Origin of the sequence: Pseudomonas fluorescens (genome assembly GCF_000967965.1) — a bacterium.
Lineage (GTDB): Bacteria > Pseudomonadota > Gammaproteobacteria > Pseudomonadales > Pseudomonadaceae > Aquipseudomonas > Aquipseudomonas grandcourensis.
Map to the genome: position 1 here is coordinate 102,841 of NZ_LACC01000030.1, position 26,391 is coordinate 129,231.

Annotated in this window: 20 protein-coding genes; 11 read left to right on the top strand and 9 right to left on the bottom strand. The window is 60.5% G+C overall.

The annotated features are described in order from the left end of the window. Positions 1–282 precede the first annotated feature (282 nt). The 9 genes from paaA to paaZ all read left to right on the top strand — a co-directional run bounded on the left by paaA (position 283) and on the right by paaZ (position 9,523). The gene (paaA, locus tag VC35_RS23355) at positions 283–1,272 is read left to right on the top strand and encodes a 1,2-phenylacetyl-CoA epoxidase subunit PaaA (protein WP_046042842.1); all 990 of its coding nucleotides are present in this window, start codon (positions 283–285) and stop codon (positions 1,270–1,272) included. Between the two features lie 28 nt (positions 1,273–1,300). After that, complete coding sequence (paaB, locus tag VC35_RS23360; RefSeq protein ID WP_007943393.1) at positions 1,301–1,582, top strand: 1,2-phenylacetyl-CoA epoxidase subunit PaaB; 282 nt, start codon at positions 1,301–1,303, stop codon at positions 1,580–1,582. Between the two features lie 8 nt (positions 1,583–1,590). Then, positions 1,591–2,352, top strand: a complete 762-nt coding sequence (paaC, locus tag VC35_RS23365) for a 1,2-phenylacetyl-CoA epoxidase subunit PaaC (RefSeq protein WP_046042843.1) — start codon at positions 1,591–1,593, stop codon at positions 2,350–2,352. Further along, a complete protein-coding gene (gene paaD / locus VC35_RS23370) occupies positions 2,339–2,872 on the top strand; it encodes a 1,2-phenylacetyl-CoA epoxidase subunit PaaD (protein WP_046042844.1) in 534 nt (177 codons plus the stop codon). The genes paaC and paaD overlap by 14 nt, the downstream gene beginning before the upstream one ends. Positions 2,873–2,906: 34 nt before the next feature. Then, entirely contained in the window at positions 2,907–3,983 is a 1,077-nt protein-coding gene (gene paaE, locus VC35_RS23375; RefSeq protein ID WP_046042845.1) for a 1,2-phenylacetyl-CoA epoxidase subunit PaaE, read from the top strand. A 172-nt stretch (positions 3,984–4,155) separates the two neighbouring features. Further along, positions 4,156–4,464: a DUF485 domain-containing protein gene (locus VC35_RS23380; protein WP_046042846.1), complete on the top strand. Its 309-nt coding sequence runs from the start codon at positions 4,156–4,158 to the stop codon at positions 4,462–4,464. Then, on the top strand, positions 4,461–6,107 hold the full coding sequence (locus tag VC35_RS23385) for a cation acetate symporter (protein WP_046042847.1): 1,647 nt from the start codon (positions 4,461–4,463) through the stop codon (positions 6,105–6,107). The genes VC35_RS23380 and VC35_RS23385 overlap by 4 nt, the downstream gene beginning before the upstream one ends. Before the next feature lie 34 nt (positions 6,108–6,141). Further along, complete coding sequence (locus tag VC35_RS23390) at positions 6,142–7,395, top strand: OprD family porin (RefSeq protein ID WP_046042848.1); 1,254 nt, start codon at positions 6,142–6,144, stop codon at positions 7,393–7,395. A 58-nt stretch (positions 7,396–7,453) separates the two neighbouring features. Further along, positions 7,454–9,523, top strand: coding sequence for a phenylacetic acid degradation bifunctional protein PaaZ (gene paaZ / locus VC35_RS23395; RefSeq protein WP_046042849.1), 2,070 nt, complete (start codon positions 7,454–7,456; stop codon positions 9,521–9,523). A gap of 125 nt (positions 9,524–9,648) precedes the next feature. Here paaZ and VC35_RS23400 read toward each other — a convergent pair whose 3' ends face one another. The 3 genes from VC35_RS23400 to VC35_RS23410 are packed head-to-tail and all read right to left on the bottom strand — an operon-like array spanning position 9,649 to position 13,118. Beyond that, a complete protein-coding gene (locus VC35_RS23400) occupies positions 9,649–10,557 on the bottom strand; it encodes a helix-turn-helix domain-containing protein (protein WP_046042850.1) in 909 nt (302 codons plus the stop codon). Then, on the bottom strand, positions 10,554–11,972 hold the full coding sequence (locus VC35_RS23405; protein ID WP_046042851.1) for an aminotransferase: 1,419 nt from the start codon (positions 11,970–11,972) through the stop codon (positions 10,554–10,556). Before VC35_RS23405 ends, VC35_RS23400 begins: the two co-directional genes overlap by 4 nt. 39 nt (positions 11,973–12,011) lie before the next feature. Continuing rightward, a complete protein-coding gene (locus VC35_RS23410; protein ID WP_046042852.1) occupies positions 12,012–13,118 on the bottom strand; it encodes a polyamine ABC transporter substrate-binding protein in 1,107 nt (368 codons plus the stop codon). 217 nt (positions 13,119–13,335) lie between these two features. Here VC35_RS23410 and VC35_RS23415 point away from each other — a divergent pair, with 217 nt between their 5' ends. Then, positions 13,336–14,118 (top strand): enoyl-CoA hydratase-related protein, encoded by a 783-nt coding sequence (locus tag VC35_RS23415; protein WP_046042853.1) that lies wholly within the window; start codon positions 13,336–13,338, stop codon positions 14,116–14,118. After that, the gene (locus VC35_RS23420; protein ID WP_046042854.1) at positions 14,115–15,296 is read left to right on the top strand and encodes an acetyl-CoA C-acyltransferase family protein; all 1,182 of its coding nucleotides are present in this window, start codon (positions 14,115–14,117) and stop codon (positions 15,294–15,296) included. Before VC35_RS23415 ends, VC35_RS23420 begins: the two co-directional genes overlap by 4 nt. A gap of 258 nt (positions 15,297–15,554) precedes the next feature. Here the strand turns inward: VC35_RS23420 and VC35_RS23425 are convergent, their stop codons facing one another. The 6 genes from VC35_RS23425 to VC35_RS23450 form a co-directional block, all read right to left on the bottom strand. Then, positions 15,555–18,911 carry an ImcF-related family protein gene (locus VC35_RS23425; RefSeq protein ID WP_046042855.1) on the bottom strand — a complete coding sequence of 1,119 codons (3,357 nt, stop codon included), beginning with the start codon at positions 18,909–18,911 and terminating at the stop codon, positions 15,555–15,557. A 10-nt stretch (positions 18,912–18,921) separates the two neighbouring features. Then, positions 18,922–20,145 (bottom strand): hypothetical protein, encoded by a 1,224-nt coding sequence (locus VC35_RS23430; RefSeq protein WP_046042856.1) that lies wholly within the window; start codon positions 20,143–20,145, stop codon positions 18,922–18,924. Positions 20,146–20,440: 295 nt separating this feature from the next. Then, complete coding sequence (locus VC35_RS23435; RefSeq protein ID WP_046042857.1) at positions 20,441–21,154, bottom strand: hypothetical protein; 714 nt, start codon at positions 21,152–21,154, stop codon at positions 20,441–20,443. A gap of 59 nt (positions 21,155–21,213) precedes the next feature. Continuing rightward, a complete protein-coding gene (locus VC35_RS23440) occupies positions 21,214–21,996 on the bottom strand; it encodes a hypothetical protein (RefSeq protein ID WP_185754842.1) in 783 nt (260 codons plus the stop codon). Further along, a complete protein-coding gene (locus VC35_RS30095; RefSeq protein WP_052960578.1) occupies positions 21,989–24,724 on the bottom strand; it encodes a glycoside hydrolase family 19 protein in 2,736 nt (911 codons plus the stop codon). Before VC35_RS30095 ends, VC35_RS23440 begins: the two co-directional genes overlap by 8 nt. A gap of 32 nt (positions 24,725–24,756) precedes the next feature. Beyond that, positions 24,757–26,391: DUF2345 domain-containing protein (locus tag VC35_RS23450; protein WP_046042860.1), on the bottom strand; the 1,635-nt coding region annotated here is incomplete at its 5' end.

Genomic DNA, 26,391 nt, shown 5'->3' on the forward strand with positions numbered 1-26,391 from the left:
CGCAGCGAAGGAACGCCGAGCATTAGCGAGGGGCCGTACGTAAGGGGCGAGACCTTTTGGTTCCTTTTGGGGCGTTTGCCAAAAGGGACTCGCTGTAAGAGCGAAACCGCCAGCCGCCGTTACCGAAGAAACGGATATGTACCCCCCCCAAAAAAAGCGACCACCCATCCAAAGCGATACAAAAAAACAAATACGACACGTCATTTTGTGTTTGATATTAAATTCTGTATCGCTTATAAAGTTCCCCATGCCCCAGAACAGATTCAAGGCGGGAACTCAAAAATGTACGCACAGCTAGTAGAAACAGGCGTAAAGCGCATCAAAGACCTCTCGGAGATGTCCGAACAGGAACGCGCCTTCCAGGAAAAAATCGATTCAGAAATCAAGATCGAAGCCAAGAACTGGATGCCAGATGCCTACCGCCAGACCCTGATCCGGCAGATCTCCCAACACGCCCACTCCGAAATCGTCGGCATGCTGCCCGAAGGCAACTGGGTCACCCGCGCGCCGTCGCTCAAACGCAAACTGCAACTGATGGCCAAGATCCAGGACGAAGCCGGCCACGGCCTGTACCTGTACAGCGCCATGGAAACCCTGGGCGCCGACCGCGATGAAGAAGTCGCCAAGCTGCACAGCGGCAAGGCCAAGTACTCGAGCATCTTCAATTACCCGACGCTGAACTGGGCCGACATGGGCGCGGTGGGCTGGCTGGTGGATGGCGCGGCGATCGTCAACCAGGTGGTGCTGCAGCGCACCTCCTACGGCCCGTATTCCCGGGCGATGGTGCGCATCTGCAAGGAAGAGAGCTTCCACCAGCGCCAGGGCTACGAAATCCTCCTGACCATGATGCGCCACGGCAACCAGGCACAAAAAGACATGGTCCAGGACGCGATCAATCGCCTGTGGTGGCCATCGCTGATGATGTTTGGCCCGAGCGACGAACACTCGCCGAACAGCGCCCAGTCCATGGCCTGGAAAATCAAGCGCCAGAGCAACGACGAACTGCGCCAGCGCTTCATCGACCAGACCATCCCGCAGCTTGAGTTGCTGGGCTGCACCTGCCCCGACCCGGACCTGAAATGGAACGCCGAACGCGGTCACTACGACTTCGGCGAAATCCAGTGGAACGAATTCTACGAAGTGCTCAAGGGCAACGGCCCGTGCAACCAGGAACGCGTCGCCACCCGCCGCAAGGCGATTGAAGACGGTGCCTGGGTCCGTGAAGCCGCCGTCGCCCACGCCCGCAAAAAACAAAACAAGAACGCCGCCTGATCCGGCCACCTGATGTGGAGTAACTGAAATGTCCGAGTGGACCCTCTTCGAAGTCTTCGTGCGCAGCAAGCACGGCCTCAACCACAAGCACGTCGGCAGCGTGCATGCCGCCGATACCACCATGGCCATCGAGAACGCGCGCGAGCTCTACACCCGTCGCAGCGAAGGCGTGAGCCTGTGGGTCGTGCCTTCGGCATTGATCACCGCCTCGTCGCCGGATGAAAAAGACCCGCTGTTCGATCCGTCGGACGACAAGGTCTACCGCCACGCCAGCTTCTACGAGCTGCCGGCCGAAGTCGGGCACATGTGAGGTCGACCATGAATAACAAGACCGATCTGATCGAATACCTGCTGCGCCTCGGCGACAGCGCCCTGATCCAGGGCCAGCGCCTGTGCCAATGGTGCGGCAAGGCCCCGGCGCTGGAAGAAGAGCTGGCGCTGATGAACGTCGGCCTCGACCTGGTGGGCCAGGCACGCAACTGGCTGGAATATGCCGCCGAACTGTTGGACGACGGCCGTGACGCCGATCACCTGGCGTTCCGTCGCGACGAGCGCGCCTATCGCAACCTGCTGCTGGTGGAACAACCCAACGGCGACTTCGCGGTGACCATGCTCAAGCAGTTCCTCTATGACGCCTGGCATTTGCCGGTACTGCAGGGCCTGAGCCAGTCCAGCGACGAACGCATTGCCGGGATCGCCGCCAAGGCGGTGAAGGAAGTGACTTACCACCTGCGCCGCTCCGGCGAATGGATCGAGCGTATGGGTGACGGCACCGAGGAAAGCCACCAGCGCATGCTCGCGGCCATCCCCGAAGTCTGGCGCTTCACCGTGGAACTGATCGCCGCCGATGACAGCGAACAACAGCTGTGCGAAGCCGGCATCACCCCGGACATCGCCAGCGTGGCCGCCCAGTGGCAGGTCAAGGTCGAGCAGATCTTCACCAGCGCCACCCTGCCCGTTCCTGCGGCACCGAACTACTTCTACCTGAATGCACGCAAGGGCCTGCACACCGAACACTTGGGCATCCTGCTGGCCGAAATGCAGTTCCTGCCACGAGCGTACCCCGATGCAACCTGGTGAGCTGATCGCCAGCGACCTCGGCGCCCGGCCGGTTCAACCGACCGACCTGGCTGCCGCGTGGGCGATTCTGGCAGAGGTCATGGACCCGGAAGTGCCAGTGGTCAGCGTGGTTGACCTGGGCATCGTCCGCGATCTGGACTGGCAGGCCGGCCATCTTCACGTGGTGGTCACGCCGACCTACTCCGGCTGCCCGGCCACCGAAGTGATCGAGAGCGACATCCGCGAAGCCCTGGAACAGGCCGGATTCAAGGCGCCGCAGCTTGAGCGCAAATTGACCCCGGCCTGGACCACCGACTGGATCAGCGACAGCGGCCGCGAACGCCTGCGCGCCTACGGCATCGCACCGCCCGAGGGCAGCACCAGCAAGCGCAGCCTGCTCGGTGAAAGCCCGCTGGTTGTGTGCCCGCAATGCGGCAGCGCCCACACCGAGGTCCTCAGCCAGTTCGGCTCCACCGCCTGCAAGGCGCTGTACCGCTGCGTCGATTGCCGGGAACCGTTCGACTATTTCAAGTGCATCTGAGCGGCGAATCGGCCGTCCCAGCTGGAGAACAACTATGAGCAAATTTCACAGCCTGACCATCAAGGACGTGCGCACCGAAACCCGTGACGCGGTGTCCATCGCCTTCGAGATTCCGCAGCACTTGCAGGACAGCTTCCACTTCACCCAGGGCCAGCACCTGGTGATGCGCACCCAACTGGACGGCGAAGAAGTACGCCGCTCCTATTCGATCTGCACCGGGGTCAACGACGGTGAGCTGCGCATCGCCGTCAAGCGTGTTACCGGCGGACGCTTCTCGGCGTTTGCCAACGAACAACTGAAAGCCGGGCACACCCTGGAAGTGATGCCACCGGCCGGGCACTTCTGCGTTGAACTCGACCCGGCGCGCCATGGCAACTACCTCGCTGTGGCCGCAGGCAGCGGCATCACGCCGATCCTGTCGATCATCAAGACCACCCTGCAAACCGAGCCCCACAGCCGGGTCACCCTGCTGTACGGCAACCGCTCCAGCTCCGGCGCATTGTTTCGCGAGCAGCTGGAAGACCTGAAAAACCGCTACCTGCAACGCCTGAACCTGATCTTCGTGTTCAGCCGCGAGCAGCAGGACGTCGACCTGTACAACGGCCGGATCAACGCTGAGAAATGCGAGCAACTGTTCAGCCGCTGGCTCGACGTCAAGGCCCTCGACGCCGCCTTCATCTGCGGCCCGCAGGAAATGACCGAGACCGTGCGCGACAGCCTCAAGGCCAAGGGCATGCAACCTGAGCGCATCCATTTCGAACTGTTCGCCGCCGCCGGCAGCGAGCAAAAACGCGCCGCCCGTGAAGCCGCCCGTCAGGTGGATGCGGCGGTCAGCCAGATCACCGTGATCAGCGACGGCCGCGCCCTGGCGTTCGACCTGCCGCGCAACAGCCAGAGCATCCTCGAAGCGGGTAACGAGCAAGGTGCGGAGCTGCCCTACTCGTGCAAGGCCGGCGTGTGCTCGACCTGCAAGTGCAAGGTCATCGAAGGCGAAGTGGAAATGGACAGCAACCACGCCCTGGAAGACTACGAAGTGGCCGCCGGCTATGTGCTGTCGTGCCAGGCCTTCCCGATCAGCGACAAGGTAGTGCTGGATTTCGATCAGCTCTGAAACCGCCGCGAAACCCTGTAGGAGCGAGCCTGCTCGCGAAAGCGGTGGGACAGCCACCGGCAATGCTGAATGTGATGCCCTCATCGCGAGCAAGCTCGCTCCCACAGGGGGCCAGTGATCGACCCGAATACACCGTTTCACCCAAAACAAAAACAACAAAGGAGCGCGCGTCATGACACCCCAGGAAGTAGAACTTATTCGCCAGCACCCGGATTTCATCCAGCTGGTTCGCCGTAAACAGAAGCTGTACTGGTCACTGAGCCTGGCCATGCTGGTGATTTACTACGGCTTCGTGCTGCTGGTGGCTTTCTCCCCTTCTACCCTCGGCCAATCCCTGAGCGGCGGCGTGACCACCGTGGGCATGCTGGTGGGTGTCGTCATCGTCGGGCTGGCCTTTGCGCTGACCGGCTTCTATGTGTATCGCGCCAACAACGTGATCGACCCGCTGAATGAAAAACTCAAGCAGGAGTGCGCCCGATGAGCCGCCTTCTTGCGCTGTTCCTGCTGCCGCTGGCGGCTGTCACTGATTTTGCGATGGCCGCTGACGGCGCAGCCCGCCCATTGAACTGGAACGCCATCGGCATGTTCCTGGTGTTCGTGCTGTTCACCCTTGGCGTGACACGCTGGGCGGCACTCCGTACCCGCTCCACCAGCGACTTTTACACCGCTGGCGGCGGCATGACCGGTTTCCAGAACGGTCTGGCGATTGCCGGCGACATGATCTCGGCCGCCTCGTTCCTCGGCATCTCCGCGATGATGTTCCTCAATGGCTACGACGGTTTGCTCTACGCCCTGGGCGTGCTGGCCGGCTGGCCGATCATCCTGTTCCTGATTGCCGAACGCCTGCGCAACCTCGGTAAATACACCTTTGCCGACGTGGTTTCCTATCGCCTGGAACAGACCCCGGTGCGCCTGACCTCGGCCTTCGGCACACTGACCGTGGCCCTGATGTACCTGGTGGCGCAGATGGTCGGCGCCGGCAAGCTGATCGAACTGCTGTTCGGCATCGACTACCTCTACGCGGTAATGCTGGTCGGCGTGTTGATGGTGTTCTACGTGACCTTCGGCGGCATGCTCGCCACCACCTGGGTGCAGATCATCAAGGCGGTGATGCTGTTGTTCGGCACCAGCTTCATGGCGTTCATGGTGCTCAAGCACTTCGGCTTCAGCACTGAGGCGATGTTTGCCGGTGCCACCGCCGTACATGCCAAGGGCAACGCGATCATGGCCCCCGGGGGCTTGCTATCCAACCCGATCGATGCGATTTCCCTAGGGTTGGGCATGATGTTCGGCACCGCCGGCCTGCCGCACATCCTGATGCGTTTCTTCACTGTCAGCGATGCCAAGGAAGCGCGGAAAAGCGTGTTCTACGCCACCGGTTTCATCGGCTACTTCTATCTGCTGCTGATCATCGTCGGCTTCGGCGCCATCGTCATGGTCGGCACCGATCCAGCGTTCCGTGACGCCAGCGGCGCGATCATCGGCGGCGGCAACATGATCGCCGTGCACCTGGCCCAGGCGGTAGGCGGCAACCTGTTCCTCGGTTTCATCTCGGCGGTCGCCTTCGCCACCATCCTGGCGGTGGTTGCCGGGCTGGCACTGTCCGGCGCCTCGGCGGTGTCCCACGACCTGTATGCCTGCGTGATGCGCAAGGGTCAGGCCAGCGAGCAGCAAGAGATGCGCGTGTCGCGAATCGCCACCCTGTGCATCGGTGTGCTGGCGATCATCCTCGGCCTGCTGTTCGAGTCGCAGAATATCGCCTTCCTCTCGGGCCTGGTGCTGGCCATCGCCGCGTCGGTGAATTTCCCGGTGCTGCTCCTTTCGATGTACTGGAAAGGCCTGACCACCCGTGGCGCGGTCCTCGGCAGTCTGTCCGGACTGGTCTCGGCGATTGTCTTGCTGGTGCTGAGCCCGGCGGTGTGGGTCAACGTGATGCATCACGACAAGGCGCTGTTCCCGTACTCCAACCCGGCCCTGTTTTCCATGAGCCTGGCGTTCTTTAGTGCATGGCTGTTTTCCGTCACCGATACCTCGCCCCGTGCAGCCCTTGAGCGTGGCCGTTATCTGGCGCAGTTCATCCGCTCGATGACCGGCATCGGTGCCACCGGCGCCAGCAAACACTAAACGACGACCGAACAGTTGGCAGGGAATAAAAATAATGACACCCGCACGTACCACGTCTTACCGATCACTGTTTTCGCTGGCTGCCGCATTGAGCCTGCCCATGATCGCCCCCAGCGCCATGGCCGACTTCATCGGCGCCAGCAAGGCCCGTATTGATATGCGCAACCACTACATCAACCGCGATTTCCGTCAGGACAACGCGCCGCAATCCAAGGCCGAAGAATGGGCCCAGGGATTCACTGCGCGCATCGAGTCCGGGTTCACCGACGGCACCTTCGGTTTCGGTCTCGATGCACTGGGAGAGTTGGGGCTCAAGCTCGACTCCAGCCCGGACCGCCGTGGCACCGGCCTGCTACCGTTCGGCCCGCAGAGCCATGAGCCCGACGACGATTACAGCGAACTGGGCCTGACCGGCAAATTGCGGGTCTCCAAGAGCGTGTTGAAACTCGGCACGTTGCAACCCTTGTTGCCAGTGGTCACTTACAACGACACGCGCCTGCTGGGATCGACCTTTGAAGGTGGCTTGCTGACCAGTCAGGAGATCGACGGCCTGACGGTGAATGCCGGACGCCTGACCAAGGCCAACCTGCGGGACTCTTCCAGCAACGATGACGTCGGCTTCGGCGCCGCCACTAGCGATCACTTCGACTTCGGTGGTGGCAGCTACGCGTTCAGTCCGCAACTGAACCTGAGCTACTACTACGGCAAGCTCGACCAGATCTATCGCCAGCAATTCGCCGGACTGGTGCATACGCAACCACTGGGCAACGGCTTCAACCTGCGCAGCGACCTGCGTTATTTCGACAGCCGGGGCGACGGTGCCGAACGGGCCGGGCGTATCGACAACCGCAACCTCAACGGCATGTTCACGGTGTCCCACGGTGCCCACAAGGTCAGTGCCGCCTACCAGCAATTGTCCGGCGACAGTGCCTTTCCGTTCATCAACGGCGGCGATCCGTACGTGGTCAACCTGGTGACCTTCAACACCTTCACCCGCGCCGAGGAGGATTCCTGGCAGCTGCGTTACGACTATGACTTCGCGGCGCAAGGCATTCCCGGCCTGACCTTCATGACCCGCTACACCGACGGCAGCCATGTCAAGGCGGGCAAGGTCGACAACGGAAGCGAATGGGAGCGCGACACCGATATCAGCTACGTCATCCAGAGCGGTGTGTTGAAGAACGTCAGCTTGCGCTGGCGCAACGTGACCTTCCGTTCCGGCAATGGCTTGACTACCGCCGTCGATGAGAACCGATTGATCGTCGGTTACACCGTGGCGCTTTGGTAATTCCGAAAGGGCGCGGTCGCCGCCGCGCCATAACCCTTCATAACCAGGAGCAATCGTGATGTCTCACGCCCCTACCCTGCATGCCCCTACCCTGCAGAGTTTCATCGCCGGTCGCTGGATCGGCCAACAGGGCGCGCAAGTGCTGCGCAGTGCCATCGACGGCCATGAAATCGCCCGCACCCATGAGGAGCGCCCGGACTTCGCCGAGGCCATCGAACACGGCCGTCGCCAGGGCATCAGCGGCTTGATGGCGCTGGACTTCCAGCAGCGCGCCCAGCGTCTCAAGGCTTTGGCCCTGTACCTGAGCGAGCGCAAGGAACAGCTCTACGCGATTTCCTATCACAGCGGCGCAACCCGCGCCGACAGCTGGATCGACATCGAAGGCGGCAACAGCACGCTATTCACCTACGCCAGCCTCGGTTCGCGGGAGCTGCCGTCGGGCAACATCGTCCACGAAGGCCCGGCGATGCAGCTGAGCAAAATGGGCACCTTTGCCGGTACGCACATCCTGGTGCCTCGCGGCGGTCTGGCGGTGCACATCAACGCGTTCAACTTCCCGATCTGGGGCATGCTGGAAAAGTTCGCGCCGAGCTTCCTCGCCGGCATGCCGTGCATCGTCAAGCCCGCCAGCGCCACCAGCTACCTGACCGAAGCCGTGGTGCGCCTGATGGACGAATCCGGCCTGCTGCCGGCGGGCAGTCTGCAACTGATCATCGGCAGCACCGGCGACCTGCTCGACCGCCTGCAAGGCCAGGACGTGGTGACCTTCACCGGCTCCGCCGACACTGCGGCCAAGCTGCGGGTCAACCCGAACCTGATTCGTAACTCGGTGCCGTTCAACGCCGAAGCGGACTCGCTGAACTGCGCGATCCTCGCCCCGGACGTGACCCCGGATGACGAAGAGTTCGAGCTGTTCATCAAGGAAGTTGCCCGGGAAATGACCACCAAGGCCGGGCAGAAATGCACTGCCATCCGCCGCGCCATCGTCCCTGCCAAACACATCGATACAGTCGCCACCCGCCTGCGCGATCGCCTGGCCAAAGTGGTGGTCGGCGACCCGTCGGTGGAAGGCGTACGCATGGGTGCGCTGGCTTCCCACGACCAGCAGAAAGACGTGGCCGAGCGTCTGGAAGCGCTGTTGCAGAGCAGCGACATGCTGTTCGGCGCCCGCGACGGTTTCGAACCCCGTGGTGTAAATGTCGACAAAGGTGCGTTCTTCGCCCCGACTCTATTGCAGGCCCGCGACCCGCATGCCGAGGGCGGCGCCCACGATATCGAAGCGTTCGGCCCGGTCAGCACCCTGATGGCCTACGACGATCTGGACGAAGCGCTGGCCCTGGCCGCGCGCGGCAAAGGCAGCCTGGTGGCCAGCCTGGTGACCAAGGACCCGCAAATCGCCGCCAAGGCCATCCCGGTCGCGGCTGCCTTGCACGGCCGTTTGCTGGTACTGGATCGCCATTGCGCCGGCGAATCCACCGGCCACGGCTCGCCGCTGCCACAACTCAAGCATGGCGGCCCGGGTCGTGCCGGTGGTGGTGAAGAACTCGGTGGCCTGCGCGCGGTGAAACACTACCTGCAACGCGCGGCGGTGCAAGGTTCGCCGACCATGCTGGCGGCGGTCACCGGCGAATATGTGCGCGGCGCCAAGGTCATCGAAACCGACGTGCATCCGTTCCGTCGCCACTTCCAGGACCTGCAGATCGGCGAATCGCTGCTGACTCACCGCCGCACCGTCACCGAGGCGGACCTGGTGAACTTCGGCTGCCTGTCGGGCGACCACTTCTACATGCACTTCGACGACATCGCCGCCAAGGAATCGCAGTTCGGCAAGCGCATCGCCCACGGCTACTTCGTGCTGTCGGCGGCGGCCGGCCTGTTCGTCTCCCCTGGCGTCGGCCCGGTGCTGGCCAATTACGGCCTCGACACCCTGCGCTTCATCAACCCGGTGGGCATCGGCGACACCATCCAGGCCCGCCTGACCTGCAAACGCAAGATCGACCAGGGCAAGAAGAGCCCGCAGGGCATCCCGCAAGGGGTGGTGGCGTGGGATGTGGAAGTGACCAACCAGTTGGGAGAGCTGGTGGCGAGCTATGACATTCTCACCTTGGTCGTAAAACGCGAAGACTAACGCAATACCTGTAGGAGTGAGCCTGCTCGCGATGAGGGCGTGTCAGCCAACATCATTGGGCCTGACAGATCGCTATCGCGAGCAGGCTCGCTTCTACAGGGGTATCGGTAGGCCAAAAATTTTGGTTAATGCTTACGCAACCACTCGATAAACAGCGCAAACAACTCCGACTGCGAACCTACCTCCAGTTTCAGGTACAGGTTCTTGCGGTGCATGCGTACGGTTTCCGGTGAGATGCTCATCTGGCTGGCCGTGGATTTCACCGAATGCCCGCGCAACACCATATGCGCCACTTGCCGCTCACGTTCGGTGAGCAAATCGCTGCCGAAATGCTCGAAAGCCGACTGTACCCGGTGCTTGAGATCATCGCGCATGCCCTGGTCTTGATCGCACTGAGTCTCGCCACTGCGCAGCATGCCCCGTTGACTGAACTCGCTGATGAATTCGCGCACCAGCGGTTCCACGGCGCGCAGCAGATTCAGCTGTTCGGCGCTCAGGCATTCACCGCCGAAACCCTGATAGAGGCTGACGGAAATCTTCGTGTCATTGCCGATATCGACAATGTAGTAGCTGTCTTCCGAACAACCCGCATTCAGGTAATAGGTCTTGTAGTAGTCACTGTCGAAGAAGTTGTCCGGGGCAATTTCCTCCAGGTGATAGAAGCCTTGCGCCAACCCCTGCTCCACCGCCAGGCAGAACGGGTCGAGCAAATAACCCCCGGCAAAATAGCGCTCCAGGATCGAGACCTGATACTCCTGGGCGATCCCGCGCTGATGCAGCAACTGGGGCGCGCGGTCCTTGCGCTCCAGGCTGATCATCATCGACTCGACGGACACCAGTTGCGCCAACGCCGACGCCAGGTGTTGCAGGGCGTCAGGCTCATCGATATGGGCGAATGCCTCGCGCATTCCCCCATGCCATTTGTGCAATGCCCCGAAGGGCACCGCGATCAGCGTATCGTCGTGTGGTTTGCTCATGCCCCGCAGTCTAGCGGCTGGACACGCCCTTGGTAACAGCCTGACTGACGAAATCATTGGCCCGCGTACTGTCCGCTCGCTTCAAGCTCGGCCGCCACTTCCAGAATGCATTCGCGCAGGGTCTCGACGATTTCATCGACCTGGGCAAACGTCAGGATCAACGGTGGCGACATCACATTGAGATGCATGATCGGCCGCACCAGCAAGCCCCGGGCCTGGGCCCGCACGTGGATTTTCTCGCCGATGTTGATCTCGTCGGGGAACAGCGCCTTGGTGCGTTTATCGGCGACGAACTCCACGCAGGCCATGAGTTTCTGGCAGCGCACATCCCCCACCAGCGGCAAGTCCCGCAGGGTTGCCAGGCGCACTTCCAGATAGGCGCCCACCGTGTCGACATGGGCCAGCAGGTTTTCCCGCTCGATGATCTCGATGTTCTTCAGCGCCGCGGTGCAGCACACCGGATGCCCGCTGTAGGTGAAACCGTGGGTGAAGCAGCGGCCCTTGCCCGGCTCGGCGATGACTTTCCAGATACGGTCGGAAAAGATGCACGCACCCAGCGGCAGGTAGGCCGAGGTCAGGCCCTTGGCGGTGGTGATGATGTCGGGCTGCACGTCGAACACATCATAAGAAGCAAAGAACTTTCCCAGGCGCCCGAACGAAGTCACCACTTCGTCAGCAACGAACAAAATGTCGTAGCGCTGGCACACGTCCCACATGCGCTTGAGATAACCCCGGGGCGGAATGATCACCCCGCCCGAGCCCATGATCGGCTCGGCAAAAAAACCGGCAACCTTGTCCGCGCCGATCGAGAGGATCTTGTCTTCGAATTCCTTGACCAGGAACTCGAGGAACTGCGCCTCGTCCATGCCATCGGGCGCTCGGTACGGGTTGGGGTTGGAGACGTGGTGGATCAGCGGGTTGGTGTAATCGAACTCCGGCACCCGGTCGGCGGCCTTGTTGCCGATCGACATGGTCAGGGTGGTGGAGCCGTGATAGGCGTTGAACCGCGCGATGACGTGCTTCTTCGCAGGTAGGCCACGGCAGTTCTGGTAGTACTGGATCAGCCGGTAGGCGGTGTCCACGGCGGTGGAGCCACCGGTGGTGAGGAACACATGGTCGAGGTCGCCGGGAGCGAGGCTGGCGAGTTTTTCGCACAACTGGATGGCGACGTTGTTCGACATGTCGGAAAACGGATTCGAATAAGCCAGTTGCCGCACCTGATCGGCGATGGCCTCGGCCATTTCCTCACGGCCCAAACCGATGTTGGTGCACCACATGCCGCCCACCGCATCGAGAAAGCGGTTGCCCTGGGTGTCGTAGATGTAGGCGCCTACGCCTGCGACGATGTTCAGCGAGCCTTGCTCGGCGTGTTCGTCGAACACGTGATAGCCGTGCATATGGTGAGCCTTGTCGGCCTTGACCAGTCGGGACTCGTCCGCTGGGGAAAAAACGCTGCGTGCTGGCGTCGCCATAAATAAACCTCTAACCGAATTGACTAACGTTCGAACCCATCAGATGCCGCTTTTCACCGTGCTCCAGACCCGGGTAATCGCCCGCATGTCCTTGGCGTCCTGGGTCTTCTGCGGGAACAGCCGCTCGCGGGTCTGTGGATCGGGGTAGATGGCCGGGTTGTTGCGCACATCGGCGTTCAACAACGGCGTGGCCGCGGCGTTACTGTTGGCGTAATTGATGAAGTCGCTCACGTCCGCCATCACCTGCGGCTGCATCAGGTACTCGAGAAACTTGTGGGCATTGGCGACGTGCGTCGCATCGGCCGGGATGTACATGTTGTCGAACCAGATCAGCGAGCCTTCCTTGGGGATGAAGTAGGCCAGGTCGATCTTCTTCTTGGCTTCTGCGGCGCGGGCCATGGCGGTGGCGTAGTCGCCGGACCAGGTCATGGCCATGCACACGTCGCCGTTGGGCAGGCTGGTCAGGTAATTGACGGAGTCGAATTTGCGGATGTACGGCCGCACCGACAGCAGCAAATCCTGTGCGGCTTTCAGATCTTCCGGTGCGGCGCTGCGCGGATCACGCCCCAGGTACTTCAGGGCCATGGGAATGACTTCAGTCGGGGCATCGAGCAGGGTCACGCCGCAGTCGGCGAAGCGCGAGACGATCTTCGGATCGAAGATCATCGCCAGCGAGCCGATCGGCGCGTCCGGCATGCGCTCCTTGATCTTGTCGACGTTGTAGGTCACGCCGTTGCTGCCCCAGGTATAGGGCGCAGAGTACTGGGTGCCAGGGTCATAGCCTTGCAGGTCTTCGAGGATCTGCGGATCCAGGTTGGTCCACCCCGGCAACTGCTTTTTATCCAGCGGCTGGAACACCTTGGCCTTGATCAGCGGCGGCGCGAGGGAGGCATTCAACACGATCAGGTCATAACCGGAATGGCCGGTGAGCAGCTTGGCCTGTACCGTTTCATAAGAATCGAATGTGTCGTAGACCACCTTAATACCGGTGGCCTTTTCGAAATCGGCGATGGTTTTTTCACCGATGTAATCCGCCCAGTTGTACAGCCGCAGCGTATTGCTGTCGTCCACTTGAGCGGCGTAGGCATGAAAGGTCAGCGGTACAACAAACAGACTGGAAATCACCTTAAGCAGCGTCTTGCCCATAGCAAATGCACCTTATAGCGAGTTCGGCTCTGGATGAGCGGATGCCCCCACTATTGGTCGATTCGCCGGGCGCGGCCATACCCCGAAAGGGTGTGTGTCGCTTTTTGGCACACCGGCATGGCAAAAAGCGGCAGTGCAGTTGACCCGTTTTGCCATAGATCCGGAGTTTGTCCGGCGCTTAAAGTGGCAGCCCTGAACCGACCCTGCAGAGCCTGCGATGACCGACCTGATCAAACACGAGCAACGCGACGGCGTGTTGACGCTGACCATCGACCGCCCGGACAAGCTCAACGCACTGAACAACGCCATGTACACGCAGTTGGCCGACCTGCTGCAGGCCGCCGACGAAGACGAGCAAACCGGCGTGATCATCCTCACCGGTGGCCCGGCGTGCTTCACCAGCGGCAATGACCTGGTGGATTTCCTGCAGAATCCGCCCACTCATCTGGACGCCCCGGCGTTCTACTTGATGAAGGTCGTCACGCGCCTGCAAAAACCGCTGGTCGCGGCAGTCTGCGGTGCGGCCATCGGCATCGGCACCACCTTGCTGCTGCATTGCGATCAGGTACTGGTGACCCGCAACGCCAAGTTGCGCATGCCGTTCGTCAACATCGGCCTGTGCCCCGAATTCGGCGCCAGCCTGTTGCTGCCACGCCGCCTCGGCCATGCCCGCGCCGCGAGCCTGCTGCTGTTGGGCAACGGCCTAGACGGTAACGAAGCGGTGGCCTGGGGTCTGGCCAACGAAGCCTTCGATGACGGCGAACAATGCCTGGCGGCGGCGACAAAAATCGCCCAGCGCTTCCTGGCCATGCCCCAGCAAGCCTTGCGCCAGTCCCGGCAGCTGATGAAACAGGCTTCCCTGGCCGAACTGGAAGCCACCCTGCGCGAAGAAAACACGCTGTTCATTCAGCGCCTGAATACCGACGAGGCGAAAACCGCCTTGAACGCCCTGCTCAATCGCAGTACAGATAAGAATCCACCGAAAGGAAACCAGCCATGAACACTCCAGAAATCTACGTCGTCAGCGCCGCCCGTACCGCCATCGGTACATTCGGCGGTTCGCTCAAGGACGTGCCACTGGCCGACCTCGCGACCACGGCCGTGAAAGCCGCCCTGGAGCGAGCCGCCGTGGACCCGGCGCTCGTTGGCCATCTGGTGATGGGCAACGTGATCCCGACCGAAACCCGCGACGCCTACATCTCCCGCGTCGCAGCGATGAACGCCGGCATCCCGAAGGAAACCCCGGCCTACAACGTCAACCGCCTGTGCGGTTCGGGCCTGCAAGCCATCATCAACGCTGCCCAGACCCTGATGCTCGGCGATGCCGACATCGTCGTCGGTGCCGGTGCCGAATCCATGAGCCGTGGTCCGTACCTGATGCCGGCCGCCCGCTGGGGTTCGCGCATGGGCAACGCCCAGGTCATCGACTACATGCTCGGCATCCTGCATGACCCGTTCCATGGCATCCACATGGGCATCACCGCCGAGAACGTCGCTGCGCGCAACGGCATCACCCGCGAAATGCAGGACGCCCTGGCTTTCGAAGACCAGAAACGCGCGGCTCACGCGATTGCCAACGGCTACTTCAGCGAACAGATCGCGACCGTGGAAATCCAGGATCGCAAAGGCGTCAAACTGTTCAGCGTCGACGAACATCCGCGCGCCACGTCCCTGGAACAACTGGCAGCGATGAAGCCTGCGTTCAAGAAGGACGGCTCGGTCACCGCCGGCAACGCCTCGGGCCTCAACGACGGCGCCGCCGCACTGGTCATGGCCAGCGGCAACGCGGTCCAGGCCAATAACCTGAAACCCCTCGCCCGCCTGGTCAGCTACGCCCACGCCGGCGTCGAACCTGAGTTCATGGGCCTGGGCCCGATCCCGGCCACACGCCTGGCGCTCAAGCGCGCCGGCCTGACCGTCGCCGACCTGGACGTGATCGAAGCCAACATCGCCTTCGCTGCCCAGGCCTGCGCCGTCAGCCAGGAACTGGACCTCGACCCGGCCAAGGTCAACCCGAACGGTTCGGGCATCGCCCTGGGCCACCCGGTGGGCGCGACCGGCGCAATCATCGCCACCAAGGCCATCCACGAACTGCATCGCACCGGCGGCCGTTATGCACTGGTGACCATGTGCATCGGTGGTGGCCAGGGGATTGCGGCGATTTTTGAACGCGTGTAAGCCTCGAACAATCGCTGAAAAACCTGTGGCGAGGGAGCTTGCTCCCGCTGGACTGCGCAGCAGGCCCCGCTTTTTAAGAGCCGGGGCCGCTGCGCGGCCCAACGGGAGCAAGCTCCCTCGCCACATTTGACCGTGTAACGCCCCCCAGAGAAGCAACCGGCGCTTGATGGATTCCCCCGGCAACTGGTCGCAATCGATCAATACCGCCCCCGCCCCGCATCACCGACTTCGCCGTAAACCGGCTGCCACCAATCGAAATCAAAGCGACGGCTTTTCCCCCTTGTCCAGAAAAATCTGCGCCGGCAATTCAAAGCCGCGCAACTTGAGCAACGTCAGCGGCCCTGCGCCCAGTTCAGTGCGCAGGTGCCAGGTCAGGTCGAGGCCGTCGGGGGCCCGAAGCTGCACGCGGTACTGGCTGTCGGTGTCGTTCAGGGCGGTGATTTTTGCCTGTTCGAGCAGGCGGATCAGGCCCCAGGTACCTTCGTAATCGCCGTAGAGGCGTTCATTGGCCAGCACGCTGATCCACAGCAAACGCGTGCCCGGATGCTGGCTGAAGCCCGGCCAGCTAAAGCGCTGCCAGCGTTCCTTCTGGTTGAAGTACTCATGCTTTTCGCCGTTGAGGATGAAGGTGGTCTGCACCACGTCGCGCACCGGCTTGCCGCGCAGCTCGAAGCTCAGGCCCATGCCGCCGTCGGTGTAGAGCACGTCGGCAAGGTGGCTGAGCTGGTTGATCGCCGCGAGGAACTTCGGGTTGAAGTGCAGGCCCTGGCTGTGCCGCGAATCGGGCACCCAGCGGCTGCCTTCCTTGCGCAGCACGCCACCCAGTTGTTGTTGCAGGAACTGGTCGATGCGCCCGGCGTCGGCGCGGATCATCTGCCCGAGCATCGGCAACGAGGCATCGCTGCCGGTGGCGGCAAAGGGATAGCGACCGGCAAACGCGCCCTGCCAGTCGCGTACGATCGCCCGCTGCCACTGGCTGTTGAGGCCGGCCACCGAGGGTTGCAGGACTCGCTGCCAGGCCTGCTCCAGCGGCTGCACGAACAGGGTCTGGCCGACGCCGTCCCACTCGGCACCGAGGCTGGCGGCGAGCAGGCTGCCGTAGGCCTGGGTGTCGGTGAGGTCGACGCTGTGGCCCTGGAACACGCTTTGCGCCAGGGCCTGGGTCATTGCCTGGGGATTAGGTGCGTTGCTCACTTGCTGCAACTTCAGGCGCACCCGGGTGACGCGGTTGAGGAAGGCTTGCAGGCTCAGGCGTTCCGTGTCGTTCTGGTTGTCGACGTCTTTGCCCAGCAAGGTCAACAGCGGGCCAAAGGTGGCGTCCAGGGGGCTGCCAGTGCCGGGCACCCCCTGCTCGATCACCGGAACCGGCTCCTTGCCGAGCAGTTGCTGCGCCGACTGCACCAATGACTCGGCCAGCGCCTGACGACGGGTGCCAGCCTGGCCCTGATAGGCCAAGGTGTTCATCAGCGCGATCAGCGGCGACTGACGCACATCGCTCATCAGCGCCAACTGGTCGATCACCTCGCCAAGGCTGTCCACCGGTTGCCAGCGCAGTTGGTTGAGGAAGTCCAGCCAGGCGTGGGCGTAGTCCTGGAAGTAGCGTTCGGTCAGGCGTTGCTTGAGTTGTTCCGGGCTCAGGTCGGCGGCGAGACGCGCCGGGTTGTCGCTGAGCACCCAGTCGATTTCTTCACGGCGTGCCTCGGCGATGGCGTCGATGGCCGGGCGCACCTGGCCTTCCCAGGCTTGGCGGGTGAACACCCCCGGCACCTCGGCCGAAGTGGCAAACAGCGTCGATGCCTCGGTGTCGCCGACCATCTGCGCCAGGCTCAGCGCCGGCGCGTGATTGGCGGCGTTGTCGAGCACGGATTGGTACAGGCTGGCTTCGCCGTTGCGCTGGCCCAACTGGCTGATCAGCACCTGCCGCACCTGGGCCACCAGCTTGGGGTCGGCGTCGATGCGCCAGTTTGGGTGGGCGGCCAGTTGCTCGGCGTAAAAGGCCCACAAGGTCGGTGCCAGCGCGTGCCAGAGGCCTGGTGAGTAGCCGGTGCTTTGCGGTTCGGCTTCCACCAAGGCTAGGATGAGAAAAGCCGGATCGGCTTTTTCCGGGCGCGCCAGCATCAGGTAGGCCTTGAGTTGCGTGTAGGCAGATTGCGCGCGCTTGGCACGCTCGGGGCTGTCCGGTGGCAGCTTGACCAGGGCGTTGAGCCGGGCCTTGAGGGTGGCCGCCGCCGGGTCGCGCAACAGGCGCTGGTTGGCCTCGACGTAACGCGGCCACAGCGTGGCCAACAGCGCGTCGTTCTGGTCCAGGCCGAAACGCTGGTACCACGGTGAGCCGTGGCTGGCGCGGTAATCCAGGCGGCCCAGTTCGCGGGTCAGTTCGTTGAGAGCGCTGAGTTGGGCGTCGCCGGGGGTGGCCTGCTGCAGCGTCGTCAGCGAGGTCTGCAAATGGTGGATCTGCACGCGGTTGCTGATGAACGACAGCAGCAGGCCGGCGCCCCACGCAAGGGCCACGGCCAACAGCAAGACATTAGCGACGCGCGGGGCGCTCCAGCCCAGACGACGGTTCCGCTGTTTTGGTACGCCGAGCACGCCGTGCCAAGCAGGGTCCATGGGCCAGAAGTGCTCTTCTTTGTTCTGCGTTGTATTGGACAACGGCAGGCTGAACCACAGGCCGCGCAACGGAACATCCTGCCTGCCGCTGCCGAACCACGGCGTCAGTACCTTACGCCAGCGGGCCACGCCTTCAACTTGCAGGTCCCGCACCAGGCGCACCAGAAAGTCATGCGCCATCGTCAGGTTCATCTGCGCCCAGCCTTCCTGGCGCATGGGGCCCAGTAGACTGCGCAGCGACGTTTCCAGTTCTGTCGCGGTGAGGCGAGACGGCAGTGCGCAGCCAACCGCCTGGCTCGGGCGTTTGTCCTGCAACCAGTGACTGGCGCAAACCTGCCAGAGGTGCAGCGGCAGCGACCAGCCCAGCGTACCCGCGAGGTCTTGTAGGTGCCGCGCGCCTTTACCCATGTGGTAGCCGTCAGCGCTCTGCTCGGCATTCAATGCCCAAACCACGCCGTCGAGAGCCCGCCAGCGAGTCAGGCGGCGATAACGCTCAATCACCACGTCGTCCAGCTTGTTTTGCACGCTGCCGCCCCATAGCAGCAAGGTGTCCTGATCTTCCAGCCAGTGGTCCCGGGTCAGGCCGGGGGCGATGGCCTGGATCTGCTCGGGTTCGCCGACAATGAGCAGGAGTCGGACCTTGGGATGCCAAAAACCGCGGTGGCGCGCCCGCAACGAAGTTCTAATCCTGGCTTCCCATTGTCTGTCCTCGGCGCCAGCCGAATTTGCAGAAGGCCGTTGCGCAGGCTGGGGCTTATCGTCCGACTCAAATGGTTGATAAGTAGCACTGCCAATCCACCGGCCTATCAATTGGTACCCACCCAGGAACACCATCAGCACGAGGGTGGTCACCGAGCTCACCGAAAGCCAGAGCGTTTGCCGGGCACTACCCGATGCCATGCCCAATGACTCGGGGTGGCGCCAGAGCAGCACACTCAAGACCAATCCGGCCATCAACAGCACACTCGCCAGCACACCCAACCCTACAGAGCGTCGAAACTGCATTCGAGATTTCCTATTTCGAAAGGGGTGACACGGGCATCAACACCGTGCTCCAAAGGCCATCGACGGCAGTTCCGCCGCTGAAAATGAATTGCGGCCCGGCGCCGCGTTCAATCGTTTGCGCCGCAGCGGCGATGGCCAGCCACGGTGAGGCTTTCCCCGCATGGCCAAGCAACGCGTCGAGGTTGCAGAAATTCTGCGGCGGCTTGACCGGCATGAGGACGTCACGTAATACGCTCTCCACAGGGCTTGGCGCACCTACCCCAGCCCGCCAGACCTTTTCGATCGATTGCCCCAGCAGCGGTGCCCAGTCGAGAGCCTGACGCGCGGAACCCAGCAAGCCAGCTTCGCTGAGCTGGCGTTGCTGTTCTGGGCGATGAAGATAAGCAATGGGCGATAAGGCCGACTGCGTAAGCCGGTTGCCGAACAACAAACCAACGGCCACTTCTGCTGTGCCCTCAGGCTGATCCGGTGCCAACTGCACTGCCAGCACCATCAGCAAAGCCTGATCGTCAATACGCTGATCCAGCCAGCGATCCACCGCAGCCAATCCACGGCCTTCGACGGGGACCACCGATTGACGGATACCGGATTCTCGCCATGCGTTGCGCCATGCAGGAAGCCATTGGTCCTCAGGCAGCCTGCAATCGACGTCCAATAACAGGGCAATTGGTTTATCGTCAGGCAACTGTGAAAGGACTGGTGCCAAGTCGGCGAGCGAGCGTGTCAATACACTCAAGAACACTGCTTCGAGGTCTTCACCCAGGTCTTCATCCAAACGGCTGTGACTTAATGGCGCCCCGTCAATCCTGAACGGTTGCGCTTTCAGTGCTGCATTCCCGTTTAGCAATGCGTCCAGTTGCCCCACTGGCCCAGCCGATGGATCTCGCAGCGCGGTGTAACAACTCACCCCTAAAATCTGTTGAGAGCGTCGACCTTTCCGAAGCCTGCGGGTCAGGTCTTTTTCACGGGCATCATCCCAACCATCAGCAGCAGCTTGCTTGCCGATATGTAATAACACTCGCGCAAATCCCAGCACGCACCAGCCAAGAAGTGGCAGACCCAACGCCAGACTCCAGAAGTCAACAGGCTGCTGGTCCAACGATTCATCGGTGAAGAGGAAACTCCCTCCTATCCCAAACAACAGGCACAGCAACAGCAGGCCAAGCCAAAGCCAGACCCGAGGTCGTGCAGGACGTCGCGCACGAGCAGGTACAGTATCCAGTCTGACAGACATGACTAACTCGCTCCCGCTTCGGGCCACGAGGGCATAAATACACAGCCACCCACCGCACAGGGATTCCCTCCCGCTTCGTACTTATTCGAAAGCATTTTAACTGCCGCACAATATCGAAGTTTCACGCACATAAAATCTGACCCCCAATAAAATCCACCCTACCGAACCTTGTAAATTACAAACTTCGAAACAGCCTCGGAACTTTTAACACCTACCAATTCGCCGTGTTCATTCAGGCACGCCTCAACGAACACATATCACTCAGGAAAATGACCGACTATAACTTAGGCATCGATCACAATATGTCCGCCAGCAGAACCCACCCACTACTTTCATGAAGATCATTCGAGGCTTTATAGTTGATTTTTATCCATCCACCTTTGAAGCCAACCACATCAACACTATCACCCTGAGCCAAATGCATTTCCGAAAGACTAGATAAACCAGGCAAATATGAAACCTTGGTTTTTTGTGCTGTTATTCTCGCACTGAGTGGCTTTTCAAGACTTAAAACGCCTTGATCGAAAGCCTGGCTTCTCGTTAGAGTCTCAAACCTTAGCGCCGACAGCACATTTGAAGTCAGTACAAGACTCATCTGTTGCGGAGGAGCGTCTGGGACAACAGCATTTATCTTTACCAAAACAGATGATTCAACTATATGCTCCGCATCCGCATCAACCCCAACAATATAAATATTATTTGGATATTCTAAATACATTCTAAATCCATCACTAAAAGGTTCAAGACGCACAACCTCTTCGGCTATATCTGATTTCTCCAACAACATCACATTTCTTGACAGCGGAACATTTTTTTCGCTGTTCCGGTATACAAAGATGACAACCTCATCATTACCACGAACAATGCAGATCAGATTTTTTTTGGTTTTTAGTTCGTGCGAGACTTGTAGATTTGAATTGTCCCTCATGCACTCTTCGGATAAAACCCCGAATGTCATCAGCATAACTGTAACGGCAAGCACTTTACCAATTTTGCTTGAGACTCTCATAAGCGCTCCTTATTTTTACATCGTGGCCGATCTGATTATTCCGCATTGGCAATATGAATTTAGTTCTCCGCGAAAACTATCGACTTACATTGCGCCCACCTAGTTATAAGCTTCGCCTTTCCTTGATATAAGATTTTGCACCAGCCCGCCATTGAATCCGCAAGCGTGACTTGATCACCTTTAATCAAATATGCTTTCTTTGGATCCTGTAAAGCCGGCTCCGAATCACCGGCATATAGGAATGTCTTTTCTTGAACCGTACCCATGATTTTGGTGGACGAATTTATCGCCCGAAACAAGGCTGAGCGAACCGCGCCCTCCACAGATTTCTTATCTTTGTATGGATATAGATACGTCGATTTTCCTTGGGTATCAACGAGATCCCCTCCCAAATCAAAGAAGCGAGAAAGTTTCTGGTCTCGAATTAAAATGCCACCTTGGTGTCTTATTACGCTCACATCGTAAATATCACTTTTTGTATCCCACGACTTTGGGGATTGCATGCTATGAATAACAAAAAGCATTTCCTCGGCCGCACCTTCGATAGCTAGAAAAAAAACATCATTAATCTTGCCTTGAGTTCCGGCATACGGAAATTCATACAAAAGCTCTGGCCTTTCGGATTCCGATATCGCATAGAGCGATATTTCATCAGGGTCGCGCGATAATTTCAGCCCATCTTGTGAACTTGTTTTTGAATAGACAAAACATACACTTGACCCGTGCAAAACCGTTGATTTATGGGCTTGTAGCAAACCGATCCCGCCACATTCATCACCACTTGCAATAGCAACCTTTAACACCCCAAAAAAAATAACAGCAACACATATTACCTTAATCATTTTTTGAACACCCACTATTAAAATGATTGTTGAAAATTGATGTGATCTCCCTTTTGTATTGTTGACGCTCCGACAATCCCGCGAACCCGGCGTTAATGGGGCGAGTGACAGCAGTAACGGCAGCATCTCCCACTAGAGAAACATTATCTGCAATCGCGGCAATGTTTCTACTTTTCCAAAACCATAAAGAAGTCTCTATAGCGACTGCAAAATCATTTTCTAACAGTTCAGGATTTCTATCGACTGCGATTCCGGTTTCGTTGGCAAACTTCTTGTACGTGTCATAGTGAGTAAGGTGAATCAACCCTCGACCTCGATAATCTTTCCCTGGCTGCTCGCTATTTCCATAACAGTGCAGACCGTATGCTGCGTCATTTCCAATCAGGTGTTCATCTATCCACCTTAATTTTTCCTCATCACTCGCGAACATTAATCCCTTTCGTGAAAACCCGGCATTGATCACAGTCGGGGATAATCTATAGAGCCTGGCAGCCGTAAAAGTCCCTCTAGAATAATTCAACGACTCTCGAAAGTTTATAAACCCACCCGTCTCAACTTTTGCCTGAGCCAGCAAGTGAGTCACTTGATTGCAGCTATTTACACCGTATTTATCAAATATTGTTTTAGATGCATCCATCATTGCAGTGACGAAAGACGAATTTATATCTCTATGACATATCTCCTCGATAAACTCTTTAGTTAAAGTTATCGCAGCGCTGCAATTTTTACAGATTAAAATTTCGTTTGTGCTCATGAAGTAGCCAGCTAACCCCACCGGATGAAAGTGATACGGCCTCCCCCACGCCGGCAACCCCACTTTCTCCGCCACTTCCCCCCACCAACTGATCTGCTCGATCCGCTGCTTCTCCGCCTCCCAATTCCAGTGTGGCGTAGAGCCGCTGTGGCCGAGCAATTCGTCCAGCGCATCCCACTTCTGCGTCTGGTGAAACCATTCGCTTTCCTTGCGCAGGACCATCTGCGAGATGGCTTGCGCCAGAGCCGGGAGTCGCAGGGCTGCCTGCAGTTCGTCGGCGGTGATCTTGCCGTCGCCGTTGCGGTCGATGATGTCGTACAGGCGATTTTTCATCGGCCCTTGGTTGTTTTTCTCGGCCAGGGGCCGAAAGCGCTCGCGTTGCTCCTCGTTAAAGCGGCCGACAGCACTGAAAAACGACGCCATTTCCTGTCGAGGCGTGCTGTAGTCGAAAATCACCTCATAACCTTCCCACGACCACGGGCTGAGCCACGGGGTGGCGTCGACTTCTTCGCACACCCAGCCGTCGAGCAGGTTGTGGTCTGCACCGTGCAGCAGCCCGTCCAGGCGATACCAGTTGCGGGCCTTGCGGTACTCGGTCGCCGGCACGTGGATTTTTCTTTCGGCCGGCAGGCCATCCAGGAGGCTTTTAGGGACTAACAGGTCGGCGGCGCTGCGTGGGCTGGCGTCACTCGACGCCTGCAGGCGCGCGGCCGTCACCCATTCTTCATGGGGCACCACCGGCGTGCCCTTGACCAGCTTCATCCAGGTGCACTCTTTCGCCGGCAAGCGCTTGGCCCAGTCTCGACTGGCGTCAAAGAACAGATCGACGTCATCGCCGGTGAACACTTCCAGGTGCAGTTTTTCCTCCGGTCGATCTGCGCCCATGCTCTGGTACTCGCCGAAGTGCCCTATCAAGGCACCCGCCTGGATCGGCACCGGTTGGTCGAGTACCACGATGCGGTCAGTGGCCAGCGGAGCGAGCTCGCCTTGCAGCGAGGCAAAGTGCACGTAGAGGTGGACACGCTCCAGCTTGCGGAAATCGCCCTCGCCGCTGACCGTGACGACCGAGCCTGTCGGCAGTTTTAAATGGACATCGCTCGTCACGCTCGGCTCGGCGCGAACATTCACTGCCGGTTCCGACGAAGTGATGCGGTACTCGTTGTCCCCGAGGGGTCGCAGCAGCTTGGCGGCGATGTAGCCCGCCAGCGCACCGTCGTCGGTGATCAGGACATCAGGGCCAAGGCGATTTTCCAGTTTGCGGTAGGCCCCCGTGCCACTGACGGTCACCGGCGCACCCCGCGGCAGGAAGTCGATGATCTTGCCTTGGGAAGGCTGGTGACGCACATTCAGGCCGCGCTGTTCCAGCGAGCCCGGGCGAATGTCCTTGGCGTTTTGCGGGACCCGCAGGGTCGGACTGGCGGGCCAGAAACCGGGGCGCTCGATGGCATCGTTTTGCTCGTATTTCGCCCAATCCTGCAGGTGCATGTACAGGCTGTAGAAGGTCAGGCTGGGCGGTATGTCCGTGCTGCCGGTAATCTTCGGCGGCTGCAGGCGATGACGCACCAGGACGAAATTGCGCGAGAACGGTTTGTTGATGGTCATCTCGCCGATGAAATAACGTGTGGTCGGCGCGTGCGTGTCAATGCGGTACGCCACCACTTCGCCATCGGCCAGGCAGCGGACGCTGGACTGATCCAGGGTGCCGGCGGTGCCCCCGTCGAAATGGATACCGCCGTGGAACAGACCGCTGCGACCGATTGGGTAGTAGCCGCCGCCGGCCTTGGCCAGGTGGGTCAGTTGCATCAGTGGGTTGAGGTTGCTCTTGAACGGATGGCACCAGTTTTTCAACGGAGCCGGGCTCGCGGGCGGCGTAATGAGCCGGGTATCGGGCGTCGGCAGGATTGGCGCGCGGGGGGCCGCAGGCGGTAGGGGCGGCTCGTGTAAGCCAAAAAGTCGGGCAAGCAAACTGGCCATGTTGTATGTCGCTCCTTGTTGTGCAAAAGGGATCAGGCAGAGAAATCCGAAAGGTCCGAGGACGTGGTGGGGTGTTCGGCCAATCGAGATTGCGCCGGCATGTCCTGTGCTTGCGTGGCTGCACCGCTGTGTTCGAAATGGGCTGCCTTGACTTTGTGATCCCCCGCCGTGCCCGACTCGATGCTGTTCGTATCCAGACTGAGGTAACTGCCACCTCCGTTGAGGACGATTTTCTTCTTCGCCGTGATGTGGATTTCATCTTCGGTGCTGGTGATGTCCAGGCCGTGCCGGGCGATCAGTTCCAATTTGTCGTTCTGCGCCTGCACACTCACCGGGCCCTGGTTGGCGATCAGCTTGATGCCGAGCTTGCGCACAAACAGGCTCACGCCCTGCCCCACGCCGATGAACAGCCGCTTGACCACGCTGAGGTCGGCCTCGCCCCCGGCGTTGAGCATCAGGTTGTCCTTGGCCGCCAGTTGCAGGTGTTTTCCGCTGGTGACGGCGATGCCTTGCGGGGCGCTGAGCAGCAGGACCTGGGATTTGAGCTGTTCCAGATCCTGGCGCAGCAGGTTCAGTTGCGCGGCAACATCGGCCGGTTCGGCGCGGGCGGTCTGGGCGTCGCTGGAGAGCTGTTGCAGCTGTTCACCGGCCTGTTGCAGACGGGCCACGGCGGCGTCCATGTCCAGCACCGGGCCCTGCGCTTTGGGCTGCGCGTCGGCACTGATGAATACGCCTTTGCCTGCACGCAGACTGCCCCAATCATCCGTACGCAGCTCAAACCCTTCCCCACGCTTCTTCCGCTGGCCATCCACCAGATGCCCCAGATTCAGCTGACTCTTGCCGCCATACTCGGTACTGAGCTTGATGTGCTCCTGCCCCCGCGTGTCGTCCATGCGCAACTTGTTATTGGCCGGCGTGCGCAGCACGTTGCGGTGGTCGTTGCGCTGGGTCACCAGGTCCGGGTGCTGGTCGTCGTGCAGGCCGTGGGCGATGTAGGGGCGGTCCGGGTCGCCCTGCTCGAAAGCGATGGCGACTTCGGTGCCAGCGATCAGCGGCAGGTGCAGGCCGTAGGTGTCGCCGGCGTAGGCGCGGGCCTGGCGCAGCCATTTGCTTTCGCGGCCGGCTGGCCAGGTGTCGCGGTCGAAGAGGAACTTGACCCGGTAGCGCCCGTGATCGTCGATTTCGGTGTACATCGGGTTGCTCTGGGGGTGGGTGATGCGCGCCGGGAGGGTGCCGGCGATCTGTGGTTTGGGCGGCACCTCGGGCCGGAAACACAGGCGCAACGCGTAGGGCATGGCCTCGAAATCGCAGGTCAGGCTGCGGTCGCGGGCGGCGCGGGTGGTGATCTTTGTGATCACCACCCGGGAGGCGAAGGCCTTGGGGGCGTCGCCGCTGATGGTCAGGACCTGGCCGGGGGCCAGGGTGGCGCTGCTGCTGGTGCCGCTCAGGTGGGTCTGGTTGTTGAGGTAGCGTTCGTGGCGCAGGCGCGCATAGAAAAAGCCGCTTTCGCTTTGCAGGTCTTCGTCGCGCAGGTGGGACTTGCCGAGCACGCGGTAGGGTTCGGCGTAGTGGTAGGCGTCGCCGTAGGTGTTATCGGCGACGCCACGGGTCGTGGCCACGCCGTGAGTGGTGGGCTCGCCGAGGGTCTGGTCGACCTCGCCGTCGAG

Coding starts and splice junctions, on each gene's coding strand:
- VC35_RS23415 (WP_046042853.1), top strand. CDS start 13,336: ATGACCGACCTGATCAAACACGAGCAACGCGACGGCGTGTTGACGCTG.
- VC35_RS23420 (WP_046042854.1), top strand. CDS start 14,115: ATGAACACTCCAGAAATCTACGTCGTCAGCGCCGCCCGTACCGCCATC.
- VC35_RS23410 (WP_046042852.1), bottom strand. CDS start 13,118: ATGGGCAAGACGCTGCTTAAGGTGATTTCCAGTCTGTTTGTTGTACCG.
- VC35_RS30095 (WP_052960578.1), bottom strand. CDS start 24,724: ATGGCCAGTTTGCTTGCCCGACTTTTTGGCTTACACGAGCCGCCCCTA.
- paaB (WP_007943393.1), top strand. CDS start 1,301: ATGTCCGAGTGGACCCTCTTCGAAGTCTTCGTGCGCAGCAAGCACGGC.
- VC35_RS23385 (WP_046042847.1), top strand. CDS start 4,461: ATGAGCCGCCTTCTTGCGCTGTTCCTGCTGCCGCTGGCGGCTGTCACT.
- paaE (WP_046042845.1), top strand. CDS start 2,907: ATGAGCAAATTTCACAGCCTGACCATCAAGGACGTGCGCACCGAAACC.
- VC35_RS23435 (WP_046042857.1), bottom strand. CDS start 21,154: ATGAGAGTCTCAAGCAAAATTGGTAAAGTGCTTGCCGTTACAGTTATG.
- VC35_RS23380 (WP_046042846.1), top strand. CDS start 4,156: ATGACACCCCAGGAAGTAGAACTTATTCGCCAGCACCCGGATTTCATC.
- VC35_RS23400 (WP_046042850.1), bottom strand. CDS start 10,557: ATGATTTCGTCAGTCAGGCTGTTACCAAGGGCGTGTCCAGCCGCTAGA.
- VC35_RS23440 (WP_185754842.1), bottom strand. CDS start 21,996: ATGATTAAGGTAATATGTGTTGCTGTTATTTTTTTTGGGGTGTTAAAG.
- VC35_RS23405 (WP_046042851.1), bottom strand. CDS start 11,972: ATGGCGACGCCAGCACGCAGCGTTTTTTCCCCAGCGGACGAGTCCCGA.
- paaZ (WP_046042849.1), top strand. CDS start 7,454: ATGTCTCACGCCCCTACCCTGCATGCCCCTACCCTGCAGAGTTTCATC.
- VC35_RS23430 (WP_046042856.1), bottom strand. CDS start 20,145: ATGTCTGTCAGACTGGATACTGTACCTGCTCGTGCGCGACGTCCTGCA.
- paaC (WP_046042843.1), top strand. CDS start 1,591: ATGAATAACAAGACCGATCTGATCGAATACCTGCTGCGCCTCGGCGAC.
- paaA (WP_046042842.1), top strand. CDS start 283: ATGTACGCACAGCTAGTAGAAACAGGCGTAAAGCGCATCAAAGACCTC.
- VC35_RS23425 (WP_046042855.1), bottom strand. CDS start 18,911: ATGCAGTTTCGACGCTCTGTAGGGTTGGGTGTGCTGGCGAGTGTGCTG.
- VC35_RS23390 (WP_046042848.1), top strand. CDS start 6,142: ATGACACCCGCACGTACCACGTCTTACCGATCACTGTTTTCGCTGGCT.
- paaD (WP_046042844.1), top strand. CDS start 2,339: ATGCAACCTGGTGAGCTGATCGCCAGCGACCTCGGCGCCCGGCCGGTT.